Here is a 15,832-nt window from a genome sequence, read left to right on the forward strand (position 1 = left end):
GTGACTCCTTAAGCTCCGACCTTGACCGTGATATGGCAGGTCTGCTTCTCGATACGGTTGCCGCGGCCCTTGGCGCGAGCGGAGAAGCGCTTCATCGACTGAGCCTTGTCCACAAAAATCGTGGTGACTTTCAGTTCGTCGATATCGGCGCCGTCGTTGTGCTCGGCGTTGGCGATGGCGGACTCGACAGCCTTCTTCAGGATGACGGCAGCCTTCTTCGGCGAGAAGGTGAGGATTTCCAGGGCACGGCCGACCTTCTGGCCACGGATCAAGTCCGCAACCAAACGGGTCTTCTGTGCCGAGATGTGCACCCCACGGATAATGGCAGTAGTTTCCATCGCTTACCTCTTCGCCTTCTTGTCCGCAGCGTGGCCCTTGAACGTACGGGTCAGCGCGAACTCGCCCAGCTTGTGACCGACCATGTTCTCGTTGATGTACACGGGGACATGTTGCTTGCCGTTGTGGACCGCGATCGTCAGACCGATGAACTCGGGCAGGATCGTGGAACGACGCGACCAGGTCTTGATCGGCTTCTTGTCTTTGCCCGCGACGGCCGTGTCCACCTTTTTGATCAGGTGAGCATCGACAAACGGGCCTTTCTTGATCGAACGTGACATAGTGTTCGCCTCTTACTTGCGCTTGCGCCGTTGGACGATCATATTGTTCGTCCGCTTGTTGCGACGGGTCTTGAAACCCTTCGCCGGGGTGCCCCACGGGCTGACCGGCTCGCGTGCCTCACCGGTACGGCCTTCGCCGCCACCGTGCGGGTGATCCACCGGGTTCATGGCAACGCCACGAACCGTCGGGCGGATACCACGCCAACGCATTGCACCGGCCTTGCCGATTTGGCGCAGGCTGTGTTCTTCGTTACCGACTTCACCAATGGTGGCGCGGCATTCGATGTGCACACGGCGAACTTCACCCGAGCGCAGACGAACCTGAGCGTAGATGCCTTCGCGAGCCAGCAGGACGGCGGAAGCGCCGGCCGAACGGACCATTTGAGCACCCTTGCCAGGCAGCATTTCGACGCAGTGAATCGTCGTACCCACCGGGATGTTGCGGATCGGCAGCGTGTTACCAGCGCGGATCGGAGCATCGGTGCCCGACAGCAAGGTAGCACCCACTTCCAGACCACGCGGAGCGATGATGTAACGACGTTCGCCGTCGGCGTAGCACAGCAGAGCAATGTGCGCCGTACGGTTGGGGTCATATTCCAGACGCTCGACCTTTGCCGGGATACCGTCCTTGTCGCGACGGAAGTCGACGACACGGTAGTGTTGCTTGTGACCACCACCACGGTGGCGGATCGTGATGTGACCGTTGTTGTTACGGCCAGAACCACGGGTCTTCTTTTCCAGCAGCGGCGCGTAGGGCTCACCCTTGTGCAGGTTCGGGCTAACAACCTTCACCATGCCACGGCGGCCAGCCGATGTCGGCTTAACTTTTACGAGGGCCATTTACTTCACCTCCGCAAAGTCGATTTCCTGGCCGTCCTTGAGCGACACGTAAGCCTTGCGCTCATTACGGCGACGGCCAACGAATCGGCCAAAGCGCTTGACTTTGCCCTTACGGTTGAGGACCTGCACGGACTCGACCTGCACTTTGAAGAGCAGTTCGACGGCAGCCTTGATTTCCGGCTTGGTAGCGTCAGCCACGACACGGAAAGCGACTTGCTGATTCTTCTCAGCGACGAACGTGGCCTTTTCGGTCACGATCGGAGCCAGAATGACTTGCATCAAGCGTTCAGCGTTCATCCCAGCATCTCCTCGAGTTGAGCGATGGCCGGCTTGGTGATCAGCACTTTCTTGTAGTGGACCAGCGACAACGGATCGGCATAACGGGGCTCGACAACAGCAACGTGCGGCAGGTTGCGGGTGGCGAGGTAAACATTCTCTTCAACGCTGTCGGTGATGATCAGGACCGAGTCCAGGCCCAGGCTCTTCAGCTTTGCAGCAGCAGCCTTGGTCTTGGGCGATTCCAGATCAAACGATTCGACAACGGCGATACGGTCTTCACGAGCCAGTTGCGACAAGATCGAACGGATCCCGGCGCGGTACATCTTCTTGTTGACCTTCTGGCTGAAGTTCTCTTCGGGCGAGTTCGGGAAAATCCGACCACCGCCACGCCACAGCGGCGACGAAGTCATACCAGCGCGTGCGCGGCCGGTACCCTTCTGGCGCCAGGGCTTCTTGGTCGAGTGCTTAACTTCGGCACGATCCTTCTGAGCGCGGTTGCCGGCACGGGCATTGGCTTGGAAAGCCACCACGATCTGATGAATCAGCGCTTCGTTGAAGTCACGGCCGAAGATCGTATCGGGCGCGCTGAACGTAGCAGCGGCCTGACCTTGGTCGTTCAGGAGCTTGAGATCCATTTACTTACGCTCCCTTCTTGGCCGGGGCCTTGATGGCCGGGCGCACGACGATGTCGGCGCCAGCGTGGCCGGGGACAGCGCCCTTGACCAACAGCAGGCCACGCTCAACGTCAACGCGAACGACGTCGAGGTTTTGAACGGTGCGGGTGACATCACCCAGGTGACCAGCCATCTTCTTACCCGGGAACACGCGGCCCGGATCTTGAGCTTGGCCAATCGAGCCCGGGACGCGGTGCGAACGGGAGTTACCGTGCGACGCGCGTTGCGAACCGAAGTGGTGACGCTTGATGGTACCGGCGAAGCCTTTACCAATGGTCGTGCCCGTCACGTCGACCTGTTGGCCGGCTTCGAACACGGATTCCACGGCAATCACGGAACCGGCTGCAAATTCAGCAGCGCGGGCGGGATCAAGGCGGAATTCTTTGAGGATGCTACCGGCTTCAGTGCCGGCTTTGGCGTAGTGGCCCGTTTGCGGCTGAGCCACACGCGAGGCACGACGAGTGCCATAAGCCACCTGGATCGCGGCGTAGCCGTCGGTTTCCAGCGACTTAACTTGGGTCACGCGGTTGTTAGACACGTCCAGCACGGTTACCGGGATGGATTCACCTTCCTCGGTAAAAATGCGGGTCATGCCGACCTTGCGACCCACCAGCCCCAGCCGGTGAGCGGCGGGCGTGGGTGTCGAATTCGACATCGTTTTCTCCATTCCTGACTGCGATTGGTCAGGGCTAATCAGGCAAAAGGTAACGGCCTTTGCCCTACGACTATGTTCAACCTGGTTGGTATTGCCTTATAGGCCGCCTTGCCTTGCAGCAAAGGGATTCAAGCCAATCCGCCCATAGTTAGACTTGCCACAAAATGGCAAGCTTGGCATATTAGCATGATTTTTTCAGGCAGCACAAGCACTTAGCGGCTTAAAGGCATGCGCACGCGCGCATATTTGCCACACTTTGGACGGCGTTGCCCCGACCAAAACAAAATGGCCGCATTCCTTTGGGAACACGGCCATTCTTATCGAGCCTACCGGCGAAGGTAGCAGGCCCGAATCGCCTTACTGCAGCGCGATTTCGACGTCGACGCCGGCCGGCAGGTCCAGACGCATCAGAGCGTCAACGGTCTTGTCGGTGGGATCAACGATGTCCATCAGGCGCTGGTGCGTACGGATTTCGAACTGGTCGCGCGACGTCTTGTTGACGTGCGGCGAACGCAGAACGTCGTAGCGACGGATACGCGTGGGCAGCGGCACCGGGCCGCGGACGACGGCGCCGGTACGCTTGGCGGTGTCGACGATTTCAGCGGCCGATTGATCGATCAGCTTGTAATCGAATGCTTTCAAGCGGATACGGATCTTTTGGTTTTTCATGGCGTTTCCTAAAGAACGAGAGGCGAAGGCGACGAGGCGCCCTCGCTGGTTGTGTGCTGCTTAAGTGATCCGAATTACTTCAGGATCTTGGCGACGACGCCGGCGCCGACGGTACGACCGCCTTCACGGATAGCGAAACGCAGGCCTTCTTCCATGGCGATGGGAGCCAACAGCTTGACCGTCATGGCCACGTTGTCGCCCGGCAGAACCATTTCCTTGTCGGCCGGCAGCTCGATCGTGCCCGTCACGTCCGTCGTGCGGAAGTAGAACTGGGGACGATAGCCTTGGAAGAACGGAGTGTGACGGCCGCCTTCTTCCTTGGACAGGATGTACACCTCGGACGTGAAGTCCGTGTGCGGGGTGATCGAGCCCGGCTTGGCCAACACTTGGCCGCGCTGGACGTCTTCACGCTTGGTGCCGCGCAGCAGGATGCCCACGTTGTCGCCAGCTTGACCTTGGTCCAGCAGCTTGCGGAACATTTCAACGCCCGTGCAAGTCGTCTTGACCGTCGGCACCAGGCCCACGATTTCGATTTCTTCGCCGACCTTGACGATGCCGCGTTCGATACGGCCAGTCACCACCGTGCCACGACCCGAGATCGAGAACACGTCTTCAACCGGCATCAGGAACGTGCCGTCCACGGCGCGCTCGGGCGTCGGGATGTACGAATCCAGTGCAGCGGCCAAAGCCATGATGGCTTGCTCGCCCAGTTCGCCCTTGTCGCCTTCCAGCGCCAGCTTGGCCGAACCCTTGACGATCGGGGTGTCATCACCCGGGAAGTCGTACTTGGACAGAAGTTCGCGAACTTCCATTTCCACCAGCTCGAGCAGCTCGGCGTCGTCAACCATGTCAGCCTTGTTCAGGAAGACGATGATGTACGGCACGCCAACCTGGCGGCTCAGCAGAATGTGTTCACGCGTTTGCGGCATCGGGCCGTCAGCGGCCGACACAACCAGAATCGCGCCGTCCATTTGCGCCGCGCCCGTGATCATGTTCTTCACATAGTCAGCGTGGCCCGGGCAGTCAACGTGAGCGTAGTGACGCGCTTCGGTTTCGTACTCGACGTGGGCGGTGTTGATCGTGATGCCGCGAGCCTTTTCTTCAGGAGTCGCATCGATCTGGTCGTAGCCCTTGGCTTCGCCACCGAACTTGTTCGACAGAACGGTCGTGATAGCTGCCGTCAACGTCGTTTTGCCGTGGTCAACGTGACCAATCGTACCCACGTTCACGTGCGGCTTGGTACGTTCAAACTTGCCTTTTGCCATGATCTCTATCCTTTAACTTTCAAGGAAACTTGAATCTGCCAGGCCACCCGGATGGGCGGACCTGGCTAGGGTTATTTACTTGGCCCGAGCGGCGATGACTTCGTCAGCGACGTTCTTGGGAGCCTCGGAGTAATGCTTGAATTCCATCGTGTACGTGGCACGACCTTGCGTCAACGAACGCAGGTTCGTGGCGTAACCGAACATCTCGGCCAGGGGAACTTCAGCCTTGATGGTCTTGCCGCCACCGACCATGTCGTCCATGCCTTGGACCATGCCGCGACGCGAGGACAGATCGCCCATCACGGTACCAGCGTAGTCTTCCGGCGTTTCGACTTCAACGGCCATCATCGGTTCCAGCAGCACGGGGCTGGCCTTGCGCAGACCTTCCTTGAATGCCATGGAGCCGGCCATCTTGAACGCGTTTTCGTTCGAGTCCACATCGTGGTACGAACCGAAGAACAGCGTGCACTTGACGTCGACGATCGGGTAGCCAGCCAACACGCCCGAAGGCAGCGTTTCCTGAATGCCCTTGTCCACCGCGGGGATGTATTCGCGAGGAACCACACCGCCCTTGATGGCGTCCACGAATTCGTAGCCACCGCCAGGAGGCAACGGCTCGACCTTCAGCACCACGTGACCGTACTGGCCACGGCCGCCCGACTGCTTGACGAACTTGCCTTCAACTTCGTCGCAGGTCTTGCGGATGGTTTCACGGTAGGCCACTTGCGGCTTGCCGACGTTGGCTTCAACGCCGAACTCACGCTTCATGCGGTCGACCAGAATTTCCAGGTGAAGCTCGCCCATGCCGGAAATGATGGTTTGGCCGGATTCTTCGTCGCTGCGCACGCGGAACGACGGATCTTCCTGAGCCAGACGCGACAGCGCCAGACCCATCTTTTCCTGGTCAGCCTTCGACTTCGGTTCCACGGCCTGCGAAATCACGGGCTCGGGGAAAATCATGCGTTCGAGCAAGATGTGCGAGTCGGTGTCGCACAGCGTTTCGCCGGTGGTCACGTCTTTCAGACCCACCACGGCGGCGATGTCGCCTGCCAACACTTCCTTGATCTCTTCGCGGTTGTTCGCGTGCATCTGCAGAATGCGGCCGATACGTTCTTTCTTGCCCTTGATGGGGTTGTAGACCGTGTCGCCCGACTTCAGGACGCCCGAGTAAACGCGCACGAAGGTCAATTGACCCACGAACGGATCGCTCATCAGCTTGAATGCCAGTGCCGAGAACTTCTCGCCGTCGTCCGCTTCACGCGTGACGGGATTGCCATCGTCGTCCTGGCCGTCAACCGCGGGAATGTCCACGGGCGAAGGCAGGTAGTCGATGACCGCGTCCAGCATGCGCTGCACGCCCTTGTTCTTGAAGGCGGTGCCGCACAGCATCGGCTGGATTTCGCCAGCGATGGTGCGTTGGCGGATGGCCAGGTTGATTTCGGCTTCGTCCAAGGAACCCGTTTCCAGGTACTTGTTCATCAGCTCTTCCGACGACTCAGCGGCGGCTTCAACCAGCTTTTCACGCCATTCGTTGGCCAGGCCTTCCAGCTCGGCGGGAATATCGTGGTAGTCGAACTTGATGCCTTGGCTGGCTTCGTCCCAAATGATCGCCTTCATCTTGACCAGGTCGACCACGCCTTGGAACGTGTCTTCGGCACCGATCGGGATCACGATCGGCACGGGATTGGCGCGCAGGCGGTTCTTCAGCTGGTCATAGACCTTGAAGAAGTTGGCGCCGGTGCGGTCCATCTTGTTGACGAAGGCCAGACGCGGCACGCCGTACTTGTTGGCTTGGCGCCACACGGTTTCGGACTGCGGCTGAACGCCACCCACCGCGCAATAGACCATGCAAGCACCGTCCAGGACGCGCATGGAACGTTCCACCTCAATGGTGAAGTCCACGTGACCCGGGGTGTCGATGATGTTGATGCGGTGTTCGGGATAGTTCTTCGCCATGCCACGCCAAAACGCCGTCGTAGCTGCCGACGTAATGGTGATGCCACGCTCTTGCTCTTGTTCCATCCAGTCCATGGTGGCTGCGCCATCATGCACTTCGCCAATCTTGTGATTGACGCCGGTGTAGAACAGGATACGTTCGGTCGTGGTGGTTTTCCCTGCATCGATGTGCGCAGAGATACCAATGTTGCGATAGCGCTCGATCGGGGTTTTGCGGGCCATGGTGGATTAGTCCTTAAATTACCAGCGGAAATGGCTGAAGGCCTTGTTGGCCTCTGCCATCTTGTGCGTGTCTTCGCGCTTCTTCATCGCGGCGCCACGACCTTCGGAGGCGTCGATCAGTTCGCCAGCAAGACGCAGATCCATCGACTTCTCGCCACGCTTCTTAGCGGCTTCACGGAGCCAACGCATAGCCAGGGCCAGGCGGCGCACGGGGCGCACTTCAACCGGCACTTGGTAGTTGGCACCGCCAACGCGGCGGCTCTTCACTTCGACGATCGGCTTGATGTTGTTGATCGCCAGGCTGAAAACTTCGATCGGCTCTTTGCCGGTCTTGGTTTGCACTTGCTCGAGGGCACCGTAGACGATGCGCTCGGCGACGGCCTTCTTACCGTCCAGCATGACGACGTTCATGAACTTGGCGAGCTCGACGCTGCCGAACTTGGGATCGGGCAGAATCTCGCGCTTGGGTACTTCGCGACGACGGGGCATTGTTGCTTCCTTGTGTCTGTTCAGTTGAACCGTGTTTCATTACACGGCCATGGCCGCCCATTGGGACGACCCCTTACGTGCCGCGCTCCTTCCCAAAAGCCGGAGGGCGCGGTCGCACTTCCCTAGTGACGGGCTTCCGCCACGCGGGGTTACTGCTGACTCGTTATTAAGCCTTCTTCGGGCGCTTGGCGCCGTACTTCGAGCGGGCTTGCTTACGATCCTTGACGCCTTGCAGGTCGAGGGAACCGCGCACGATGTGATAACGCACACCGGGCAAGTCCTTCACACGACCGCCACGCACCAGAACCACCGAGTGCTCTTGCAGGTTGTGGCCTTCACCGCCGATGTACGAAATGACTTCGTAACCGTTGGTCAGACGCACTTTGGCAACCTTGCGCAGAGCGGAGTTCGGCTTCTTGGGGGTGGTGGTGTACACGCGAGTGCACACGCCGCGGCGTTGCGGGCAATTTTCGAGCGCGGGGCTCTTGCTTTTGATGATGCTGACTTCGCGCGGCTTGCGCACGAGTTGGCTAATGGTAGGCATGACCTTTGAAATCCCTTTTACGTACCACTGGTAAGTACTTACGTACTCGTCTCCTCAAGCAGTGAATTCTCTCGGAGAAGGCAGTTCGCGCAAAACCGCCTCAAACGTTCATATACGTAAAAGAGCGGGCTTGCCAACAAACCATGACAAACGCACAAAACTGATAGCGGCCGGCATTCAAGGACGAAGTCGCAACAGATGGACCCAAAACCGAAGGCTCGTGACGCACCTGGTTTTAGATCCTGGACTAAGTTCTTGAACTGTTTGCCTTTTGCGTACAGATTTTGCGCGCGAAATAAAGCAGTAAGCCCTTTAGCATAACTGAGATCAAGGCGTACTGTCAAAGTATTTTGTAAGCCCCCGGACGCCGCGCGTTGGCGGCAAAAAGGCAGGAACTTAGCGCCGGCTGGCGCAAAATAGGGTCACGTAGCAGGACGGATCCAACCCTTTGAAACGCGCCGCGCCGCACTCGTCGGACGTTGCGGTGCTGGGGTAAACCATGAGTATTTTTGGCCTACGGCGCAGTGTAGCTCCGGGCGGGCGTTAATGGTCGGCGAACAAGTAACCGCTGCCGTACACCGTGCGGATGGGCAACATCACGCCCGCCAATTCCGCTTTGCGCCGCAAGCGGCTGACGATCACGTCGATGCTGCGCGATCCGCTAGATCGCACGCCGCCGCCTTCCACTCGAAGCTCGTCGCCCAGCTCCGACCGGCCCACCGCCCTGCCCGCGACTTCCAGCAATGAACGGACGATGAGGCGTTCGTTGGCCGACAGCGAGATCGTGGCGCCCGATGGGGCAGCCAGCGTCCAGCCCTGGTCTCGCAACTCCCATTGGCCGTTGACCGGCTCCTCGTCCGCCTTGTTGTCGGGTGTCGCGGGCAGGCGGCGCGCCAGCGCCAGCAGGATGCAGGAGAGTTCGCGCGGATCCTGCGGTTCGGGCAGACAGGCGTCGGCGCCGCTTTGCAGGCAGCGCAGGCGGCTGTCCACCGACATGCCCCGTCCGGTGACAACGATTCCCATCGACGAAGATCCGTGCAGGCGCGCAACCAGGGCATAGCCGATTTCACCCATCGCCCCCACATCGAGGATCACGGCATCGTAGGTGCCGCTATTGAGTAATCCGAACAGCTCAAGGGATGTCGAGCACCCGCGCGCGGAAATTCCGGCTTGCAGCAACGCGGACACGGCGGCGTTTCGAGCGACCTCGTCCGGCGACATCATAAGTATGCGCAATTGATTCATAGCTAATTCCACCTCTGACCCGAGCCCCGCTGCCGACCGTTTGTGACGTCGGCGAAGGGGACGGTTGAGACAGTGTGGCGTGGTGTTACGCAACAACTCCAGTCAATATTCGTTAACTTTGCAATGTTTGACAGTTCTTGCCACAACGTAGCCAGACTCTCACTTGCCCGAGTTATCATTCGTTTACACAAATTCGCTCACCTTTGCATCAGGCCGCCAACGAGCGCGCAGAAGTGGCAAAACTCCGCGAGAAATTCCGATGAAAATCGCGTCGCTGGAAGACGATCTTGACCAAGCCCGGCGCATACACCAAGTGCTGACCGCTGCGGGATATACGTGCCTCAGTTATCACCAGAGCCGGGATCTGTTGGCCGCGTTGCGCACCGAAAATTTTGATCTGGTGCTGCTGGATTGGCACCTGCCAGACATTGACGGTGACGATGTGGTGCGCTGGTTGCGCGCCAATATCGGTCCGCGCGTACCGGTTATCTTCTTGACCAATCGCTCGTCGGAAGATGATTTGGTCGAAGGGCTGCGCGCGGGCGCCGACGATTACATCGTTAAGCCCCTGCGCCCGCTGGAGTTGCTGGCGCGCGTGGCCGCGCTGCTGCGGCGCAGTCAGATCGCCGAGCCGGCCAACGATGCGTTCGAGGTTGCGCATTACCGCATCGAGCCTGCGGCGCGCGTCATTTCGTTGCACGGCGCCCCCGTGTCACTGGCGCCCAAGGAATTTGAGCTGGCGCTGCTTTTCTTTCGCAATCTGGGCCGGCTGATGTCGCGCGACGTGCTCGCAGAATGCGTCTGGAATCGCGAAATTCCCGCCACGTCCCGCACGTTGGATACGCATTTGTCCAACATCCGTCAAAAGCTCCAGATCCGCCCCGAGCACGGCGTGCGCCTGAGCTCGTCGTACGCGCTTGGCTACCGGTTGGAATTGATAAGCGCCACTGACGACAGCGCCACCAACCCGTCGTAGACGCTACGCGCGCTTTCCTGGAGAAAACGATCTATGAGCCGCTGCCGCGCGCTTTCTTCGCTTGCCCTGCTCTGCTGCCTGACCTTGTCCGGCGTGGCGCACAGCCAGCCCGCGGGTGCATTGGGCGACGACTTCATCTACCGCATCCGCCAGGGCGACACCCTGATCGAGCTGGCTACGCAATACACCCGCAACCAAGCCAACTGGACGCAGCTGCAAACCGTAAACAAGGTCGACAAGCCCGAGCAACTGCCGATCGGCCTTGAACTGCGGATCCCGCTATCGATGATCCCGGTGCGGCCCGCGCCGGCGCGCGTCGTGCACGTTAGCGGCCAAGCGAATATGGACGGCAAGGCACTGCAAGCCGGCGCGAGCGTCTCCGAAGGCAGCACGGTCGTGACCTCGGCGAACGGCTTTGTCACGTTGGAGTTGGCTGACGGATCCAAGCTGACGTTACCTGCCGGCGGGGCCGTTGAATTGTCCCGGCTGCGCCAGTTTGAAGGCACCGCGCTGACCGACTCGGTCATCAACGTTCAGCGCGGCGGTGTTGAATCCACTGTCGCCCCCACCGGACAAGGCGTGGGCCGTTTCGAGATCCGGACGCCGGTCGCCGTGACCGGCGTGCGCGGCACGCGGTTTCGCGTGCAAAGCGGCGCGGGTGGCGTGCAAAGCGAAGTGTTGGAAGGCAGCGTGCGCTTGCAAGCGCACGCACCCGGCACCGAACTGACCAAGCCAGTCGCGGTGGCACGCGGCTATGGCGCCGCGGTGCGCAACGACGGCAGCATGTCGGGCGTGCGCCAGCTGCTGGCCGCGCCAGAACTGGGCCAGCCCACGCGCCGGGGCGGCGGTGCATGGACCAGCGCATTCGCACCGGTGCCGGGTGCCCAAAGCTACCTCGTGCGTGTTTCGCGCGATGCGGAAGGCGCCCTGCCCGTATCATCCGAAAGTTTCGCCGCAAACGACATTCAGTTCCGGGCCCCTGGCCCCGGTACGTACTACGTATCCGTGCGCGCGGTCGACGAGCTGGGCTTGCGCGGCCAGGACGCGGTTGCAACGTTCGAAGGCGCGAATCAATTGATGACGTCGTCCGGCCTTGGGGTCAGCAGCGGCAGCGGCGGATTCATCACGCTGACCGAGTACTAGGGCCGAATCCATGGCCGATGCCACCGACGCCCTCGACCGGACCTCGCGCTCAGGGCTGTGGCTGACGGTGATTCTGGGGATCCTGGCGGCGCTGCTGGGCTTATTGAATGGCTTGGGCCGCGTCGACCAGATTCTTTACGACCGCGCCCTGACCCTGACGGGGCACCCCGCCGACCCTGACATTCTGATCGTCGCCATTGACGATGCCAGCATAGAGACGCTGGGCCGATGGCCCTGGCGGCGCGCGATCCACGCCGCCTTGATGGACCGCCTGCAAGGCGCCCGCGCGGTCGGTCTGGACTTGATCTTCGCGGAAAGCGACACGGTCAATCCCAACGACGATGCCATCCTGGCCCAGAGCATGTTGCGTAACGGACGAACCGTCTTGCCGGTGGTGCTGGACCGTTTGAACAATCCTTTGGCCATGTCCTCACCCATTGCGGTGGTGGGCAATGCCGCGGCCGCCAGCGGCTTCATCAACGCGCGCGTGGATCCGGACGGGGTGGTGCGCGAAGCCTCGCTGACTGCCCAGTTCGCCGGCGCGCCCTACATGCACATGGCCCTGTCCATGCTCGACATCGGCGGGCAGGCAGATCAGGTGGAACGACTTCTGCAACGCGCCGCCCCCAGCAGCGACATCCTGATTCCCTACGCTGGCCCGGCGGGTCACATGCGCACCGTCTCGTACCTGGCGGTGTTGCGCGGCGATATCCCGCCCGAAGAAATACGAGGCAAGTACGTGCTGGTGGGTGCCTGGGCGACGGGCCTGGGTGACGCATATCCGACGCCGGTGTCGCACGACCTTAGCGGAATGTCGGGCGTGGAAATCATCGCCAACCTGATGCAGGCGGGGCGCGACGGGCTGTTCTACCAGCGGCCGGCAGCCGCCTGGAACGCACTGTTTTCCGTCCTTCCGGTGTTGCTCGCCTGCCTGGCGCTGTGGCGCCTGTCGCCCAAGCGCGCCCTGCTGGTGAGCATTGCACTGATCGCCTGCATATTGATCGCGTCGTGGTTGCTGCTGGCATACGCGAGCCTATGGTTCGCGCCTACCGCCGCGCTCGTCGGCGTTGCGCTTTGCTATCCGCTGTGGAGCTGGCGCAGCCAGGAAGCCGCCTTGCGCTACATGGACTACGAACTGCGCCGGCTTCAACGTGAGTACCCGCCCGTTCTTAACGAAGCGCGGGCCCAGCTGACCGGCCCGAACGCGTCGTTGGAAAGCCGCGTGGGCGAACTTCAACGCGCATTGGAACGCGTGCGCAACCTGCGGCGCTTCCTGGCCGACGGGCTGGATGGCATGCCCGATGCCACGCTGGTATTCGACCAGGACGGGCGCATGCAATTTCGCAACCAGGCGGCGGTCATGTATTTCCAGCGGCTTGGCATGCGGCCGCCGCGCGTGGGCCACCCGGCCACGCACTTGCTGGAAAAGACCATTTCCGACGCCTCGACGCGACAGCGCGTGGCCGACGCCTTGCGCGGCCAACTGCCGACGGATGATTCGACTCGCTGGACCGCCGATCTGGAGGTACGCGACTACGCCGGTCGTGACCTTATCCTGAAGTGCGCCCCCATCCATACCGCCGAAGGCGATTTTGCGGGCACGGTGGCCACCCTGACCGATATTTCGCGCATTCGCCAGGCCGAGCGCCAGCGCGAAGAGACACTGCGATTCATTTCGCACGATATGCGCGCGCCGCAAAGTTCCATCCTGGCGCTGGTCGAGATGAAGCAGGAAAGCGGTGTCCAAGAGGGCCAGGGCGAAACGCTTGCGCGGATCGCAACACTCGCCAACCGCACGCTGCATCTGGTGGACGACTTCGTGCACCTGACGCGGGCGGAATCCATGACGATCAGCGCCGTCGAGCTTGATGTGGGCAGCCTGCTGCAAGACGGCGTGGACGAATTCTGGGCGTCGGCGCACAAGCGCGGCATTACGCTGCGACTGCGTACGCCGTTGCCCGTAGCCTACATACGCGGCGACCAGACGCTGTTGATGCGCGCGCTGTGCAATTTGATCGACAACGCCATCAAATACAGCGCTCCCCACACGTGCATCGAGTGCGCGATCGACGCATCGCCGGGGTTCTGGTGCGTGACCATTCGAGATCAAGGCCAGGGCATCGCCGAGTCGGATCTTGCACGCCTGTTCGAACCGTTTTCGCGCGTGGGAGTAGAGAACCGGAATGACGTGGGCGGCGCCGGCCTGGGCCTGGCATTTGTGCGTACCGTGGCCGAGCGCCACGGGGGCTCTGTGCAGGTCAGCAGCAAGATCGGCGTCGGGTCGGTGTTTACCTTCTGCCTGCCCGTGGCGCCGGACGCGGCTTCAGACGCCGCCGCACCGACCGAGCCATCGGCCTGACCGGCCAGGCGCAGACGCGCCCACCCGCGCCTACTGGAAAACGTGCGAAATCACTGCGGGCTTGCCGGCCTTGATTTCGATCGTTGCGCGATACGGTGGCAGGTCTGCGTTGCGCAGGACCACTTGGTACTTGCCCGGAATCAGGCGGATTTCCTTGACGGGCGGGCTGATCCCGCGTGCCACTCCATTTACCCAAACTTCGCCCCAAGGGCGTATATCCAGACGCACGGTGACCGGTACTGCCAGCGGCTTCGGCTTGGGCGCGTCTTCGGCCGGCGTCACCGCGGTTGAAGTGGCGGCGCCTTGCGTAGAAGCCGGAGTGCCAGCGGCAGGCAAAACGGACGGTTCTGCCGGAGCGTTTGCCGTCGCGGCGCTGTTCTGGGTGGACGGCTGCGTGCCGGACTCTGCCCCAGCGCCCGACACAACGGGCGGCGGTGTCGACGCTGCTTGCGGGACGGCAGCAGGTGGCACGGTGGAAGCGGCGGGGGGTGCCGCCGGCGGCGGCATGGGATGCACGGCAGGCGGGTTCGGCATGACAACTTCCGAACTTGTGATCAGCGCGTTCGGCGCGCCTGCCCCCCAATGAAACCAGCCATACACCGCCAGGCCGATCAACGCCAGAAGGGCAAGCAAGGCAAGCAGCGGACGACGGTTGCGTGGCGGCCTGCGCATCGCCGAGGCGGCGGCCGGTGGCGCGGAATGGCCGGCCTCGGCCGTGGGCTCGTCGTCGCTTGTCGCCGGTTCTATGTAAGCGGCCACGCCCAGCAAGGCTGCGAATTCGGCCAGCGTCTGCGGCCGGTCGGCCGGCGACATGGCCAGGCCGCGATCAATCACGGCCAGAAAATCCGGGTTGTATTTCGACAGGCCCAAGGACGCCAGGGGCTCGTATGCATCAGTCGCCCGGCGCTCGGGCGCAGGCGGCGGCCGGTGGCCTGTTACCAATGCATGCATCACGGCGCACAGCGCATAGATGTCGCTCCACGAGCCACGCGGCCATTCCATCGAATCCGTATAGAGTTCAAACGGCGCAAACCCGGGGGTCGGGCTTCGGCTGGCTCGGCGCGAGCGCGCCACGACAAGCTCGGGCAACAGATGCGCCCGCGCGTTTTCGTCCATGCCTACCGTATCCAGCGTGATATCGCCGCAGATTTCACCCTGCGCATGCAAGGAGATCAGGGACGGCAGCAGGTCCGAGACCAGCCGCTTGATACGCGATTCCGGCACACCACCCGCCATGCTGGCGGCAATAGCGCTAAGAGGACGCAAAGCCAGAGGCGCGGCGCCGGAGAAAGGGCCACGCGGCGTCAGCAGGCCGGTGGACGTGGACATGATGGGAATTGCGCTCATGCGCGGACTGGTGCGAAGATGGAATAGCGTGAATATTATCCAATTCGCAACACCAGGACATTGCCGAAAATGTCCGAGCGCATCAGGCTGTGGCACGATGGCGTTTCACTCATTCTTCCTACCCCCCTTATAAGCTATGAAAAATCGCCTTCTGAGCAGTCTGCTCGGCGCGACAGTGATGCTGGCGGGCTGCGCCGGGATCTCGTCCCAGAAACCGGAAAGCCCCCCCACCGCCGACGCCCTGGCGCAATTGCAACAAGTCCGGGACACCTACGGCGCGGGCCGGTACGGGGAAGTCATCCGAACGGTTGCCACCTCGGACACGCTGGCCTCGTCCACCAAGGCCGTCCGCATCGAGGCTTACAAGTTGCAGGCGTTCAGCTATTGCGTCAGCCGCTACACCCAACTGTGCGAAGACAGCTTCGCCCGGATCCTGGCGCTGGACCCTTCATTTGAACTGGCTCCCAACGAAGCGGGCCATCCGTCCTGGGGGCCCGTCTTCCAACGCGCCCGCAGCCAGGCAGCCAAGTAGCCGCTACCTGGTCGGGACAA

General features: G+C 61.5%; 17 protein-coding genes. 4 read left to right on the plus strand and 13 right to left on the minus strand.

The features are described 5' to 3' along the window. Positions 1 to 8: 8 nt before the first annotated feature. The 12 genes from rplV to KYT87_RS29375 form a co-directional block, all read right to left on the minus strand. A complete protein-coding gene (gene rplV, locus KYT87_RS29320) occupies positions 9 to 338 on the minus strand; it encodes a 50S ribosomal protein L22 (protein WP_006227021.1) in 330 nt (109 codons plus the stop codon). Positions 339 to 341: 3 nt separating this feature from the next. Next, positions 342 to 617, minus strand: a complete 276-nt coding sequence (rpsS, locus tag KYT87_RS29325; RefSeq protein WP_006216555.1) for a 30S ribosomal protein S19 — start codon at positions 615 to 617, stop codon at positions 342 to 344. A gap of 12 nt (positions 618 to 629) precedes the next feature. Beyond that, a complete protein-coding gene (rplB, locus tag KYT87_RS29330) occupies positions 630 to 1,457 on the minus strand; it encodes a 50S ribosomal protein L2 (RefSeq protein ID WP_006216556.1) in 828 nt (275 codons plus the stop codon). Continuing rightward, positions 1,458 to 1,754, minus strand: coding sequence for a 50S ribosomal protein L23 (gene rplW / locus KYT87_RS29335; RefSeq protein WP_006216557.1), 297 nt, complete (start codon positions 1,752 to 1,754; stop codon positions 1,458 to 1,460). It abuts the gene before it with no gap. Beyond that, positions 1,751 to 2,371, minus strand: a complete 621-nt coding sequence (gene rplD, locus KYT87_RS29340; protein ID WP_219991444.1) for a 50S ribosomal protein L4 — start codon at positions 2,369 to 2,371, stop codon at positions 1,751 to 1,753. The genes rplW and rplD overlap by 4 nt, the downstream gene beginning before the upstream one ends. Before the next feature lie 4 nt (positions 2,372 to 2,375). Beyond that, positions 2,376 to 3,065, minus strand: coding sequence for a 50S ribosomal protein L3 (gene rplC / locus KYT87_RS29345; RefSeq protein ID WP_052946063.1), 690 nt, complete (start codon positions 3,063 to 3,065; stop codon positions 2,376 to 2,378). Positions 3,066 to 3,422: 357 nt separating this feature from the next. Then, positions 3,423 to 3,734: a 30S ribosomal protein S10 gene (gene rpsJ / locus KYT87_RS29350; protein WP_003806903.1), complete on the minus strand. Its 312-nt coding sequence runs from the start codon at positions 3,732 to 3,734 to the stop codon at positions 3,423 to 3,425. Positions 3,735 to 3,808: 74 nt separating this feature from the next. Beyond that, entirely contained in the window at positions 3,809 to 4,999 is a 1,191-nt protein-coding gene (gene tuf, locus KYT87_RS29355) for an elongation factor Tu (protein WP_006221899.1), read from the minus strand. Between the two features lie 75 nt (positions 5,000 to 5,074). Further along, positions 5,075 to 7,177: an elongation factor G gene (gene fusA / locus KYT87_RS29360; RefSeq protein ID WP_046806041.1), complete on the minus strand. Its 2,103-nt coding sequence runs from the start codon at positions 7,175 to 7,177 to the stop codon at positions 5,075 to 5,077. Positions 7,178 to 7,195: 18 nt separating this feature from the next. Continuing rightward, positions 7,196 to 7,666, minus strand: coding sequence for a 30S ribosomal protein S7 (gene rpsG / locus KYT87_RS29365; protein ID WP_006216561.1), 471 nt, complete (start codon positions 7,664 to 7,666; stop codon positions 7,196 to 7,198). A 166-nt stretch (positions 7,667 to 7,832) separates the two neighbouring features. Next, a complete protein-coding gene (rpsL, locus tag KYT87_RS29370) occupies positions 7,833 to 8,210 on the minus strand; it encodes a 30S ribosomal protein S12 (protein ID WP_005017264.1) in 378 nt (125 codons plus the stop codon). 543 nt (positions 8,211 to 8,753) lie between these two features. Then, positions 8,754 to 9,455, minus strand: coding sequence for a response regulator transcription factor (locus KYT87_RS29375; RefSeq protein ID WP_046806042.1), 702 nt, complete (start codon positions 9,453 to 9,455; stop codon positions 8,754 to 8,756). Positions 9,456 to 9,714: 259 nt separating this feature from the next. On the opposite strand from KYT87_RS29375, the gene KYT87_RS29380 reads away from it, so the two are divergent. The 3 genes from KYT87_RS29380 to KYT87_RS29390 are packed head-to-tail and all read left to right on the plus strand — an operon-like array spanning position 9,715 to position 13,933. After that, complete coding sequence (locus KYT87_RS29380) at positions 9,715 to 10,431, plus strand: response regulator transcription factor (RefSeq protein ID WP_219991445.1); 717 nt, start codon at positions 9,715 to 9,717, stop codon at positions 10,429 to 10,431. 33 nt (positions 10,432 to 10,464) lie between these two features. After that, a complete protein-coding gene (locus tag KYT87_RS29385; RefSeq protein ID WP_219991446.1) occupies positions 10,465 to 11,574 on the plus strand; it encodes a FecR domain-containing protein in 1,110 nt (369 codons plus the stop codon). A gap of 10 nt (positions 11,575 to 11,584) precedes the next feature. Continuing rightward, positions 11,585 to 13,933, plus strand: a complete 2,349-nt coding sequence (locus KYT87_RS29390; RefSeq protein ID WP_219991447.1) for a CHASE2 domain-containing protein — start codon at positions 11,585 to 11,587, stop codon at positions 13,931 to 13,933. A gap of 30 nt (positions 13,934 to 13,963) precedes the next feature. On the opposite strand, the gene KYT87_RS29395 is transcribed toward KYT87_RS29390, so the two are convergent. Then, positions 13,964 to 15,262 (minus strand): serine/threonine protein kinase, encoded by a 1,299-nt coding sequence (locus tag KYT87_RS29395; protein WP_219992800.1) that lies wholly within the window; start codon positions 15,260 to 15,262, stop codon positions 13,964 to 13,966. Between the two features lie 154 nt (positions 15,263 to 15,416). Here KYT87_RS29395 and KYT87_RS29400 point away from each other — a divergent pair, with 154 nt between their 5' ends. Beyond that, a complete protein-coding gene (locus KYT87_RS29400; RefSeq protein WP_046806047.1) occupies positions 15,417 to 15,812 on the plus strand; it encodes a TssQ family T6SS-associated lipoprotein in 396 nt (131 codons plus the stop codon). Positions 15,813 to 15,832 lie beyond the last annotated feature (20 nt).

Origin of the sequence: Achromobacter sp. ES-001 (genome assembly GCF_019448355.1) — a bacterium.
Lineage (GTDB): Bacteria > Pseudomonadota > Gammaproteobacteria > Burkholderiales > Burkholderiaceae_B > Achromobacter > Achromobacter spanius_B.

Coding starts and splice junctions, on each gene's coding strand:
- rplV (WP_006227021.1), bottom strand. CDS start 338: ATGGAAACTACTGCCATTATCCGTGGGGTGCACATCTCGGCACAGAAG.
- rpsS (WP_006216555.1), bottom strand. CDS start 617: ATGTCACGTTCGATCAAGAAAGGCCCGTTTGTCGATGCTCACCTGATC.
- rplB (WP_006216556.1), bottom strand. CDS start 1,457: ATGGCCCTCGTAAAAGTTAAGCCGACATCGGCTGGCCGCCGTGGCATG.
- rplW (WP_006216557.1), bottom strand. CDS start 1,754: ATGAACGCTGAACGCTTGATGCAAGTCATTCTGGCTCCGATCGTGACC.
- rplD (WP_219991444.1), bottom strand. CDS start 2,371: ATGGATCTCAAGCTCCTGAACGACCAAGGTCAGGCCGCTGCTACGTTC.
- rplC (WP_052946063.1), bottom strand. CDS start 3,065: ATGTCGAATTCGACACCCACGCCCGCCGCTCACCGGCTGGGGCTGGTG.
- rpsJ (WP_003806903.1), bottom strand. CDS start 3,734: ATGAAAAACCAAAAGATCCGTATCCGCTTGAAAGCATTCGATTACAAG.
- tuf (WP_006221899.1), bottom strand. CDS start 4,999: ATGGCAAAAGGCAAGTTTGAACGTACCAAGCCGCACGTGAACGTGGGT.
- fusA (WP_046806041.1), bottom strand. CDS start 7,177: ATGGCCCGCAAAACCCCGATCGAGCGCTATCGCAACATTGGTATCTCT.
- rpsG (WP_006216561.1), bottom strand. CDS start 7,666: ATGCCCCGTCGTCGCGAAGTACCCAAGCGCGAGATTCTGCCCGATCCC.
- rpsL (WP_005017264.1), bottom strand. CDS start 8,210: ATGCCTACCATTAGCCAACTCGTGCGCAAGCCGCGCGAAGTCAGCATC.
- KYT87_RS29375 (WP_046806042.1), bottom strand. CDS start 9,455: ATGAATCAATTGCGCATACTTATGATGTCGCCGGACGAGGTCGCTCGA.
- KYT87_RS29380 (WP_219991445.1), top strand. CDS start 9,715: ATGAAAATCGCGTCGCTGGAAGACGATCTTGACCAAGCCCGGCGCATA.
- KYT87_RS29385 (WP_219991446.1), top strand. CDS start 10,465: ATGAGCCGCTGCCGCGCGCTTTCTTCGCTTGCCCTGCTCTGCTGCCTG.
- KYT87_RS29390 (WP_219991447.1), top strand. CDS start 11,585: ATGGCCGATGCCACCGACGCCCTCGACCGGACCTCGCGCTCAGGGCTG.
- KYT87_RS29395 (WP_219992800.1), bottom strand. CDS start 15,262: ATGTCCACGTCCACCGGCCTGCTGACGCCGCGTGGCCCTTTCTCCGGC.
- KYT87_RS29400 (WP_046806047.1), top strand. CDS start 15,417: ATGAAAAATCGCCTTCTGAGCAGTCTGCTCGGCGCGACAGTGATGCTG.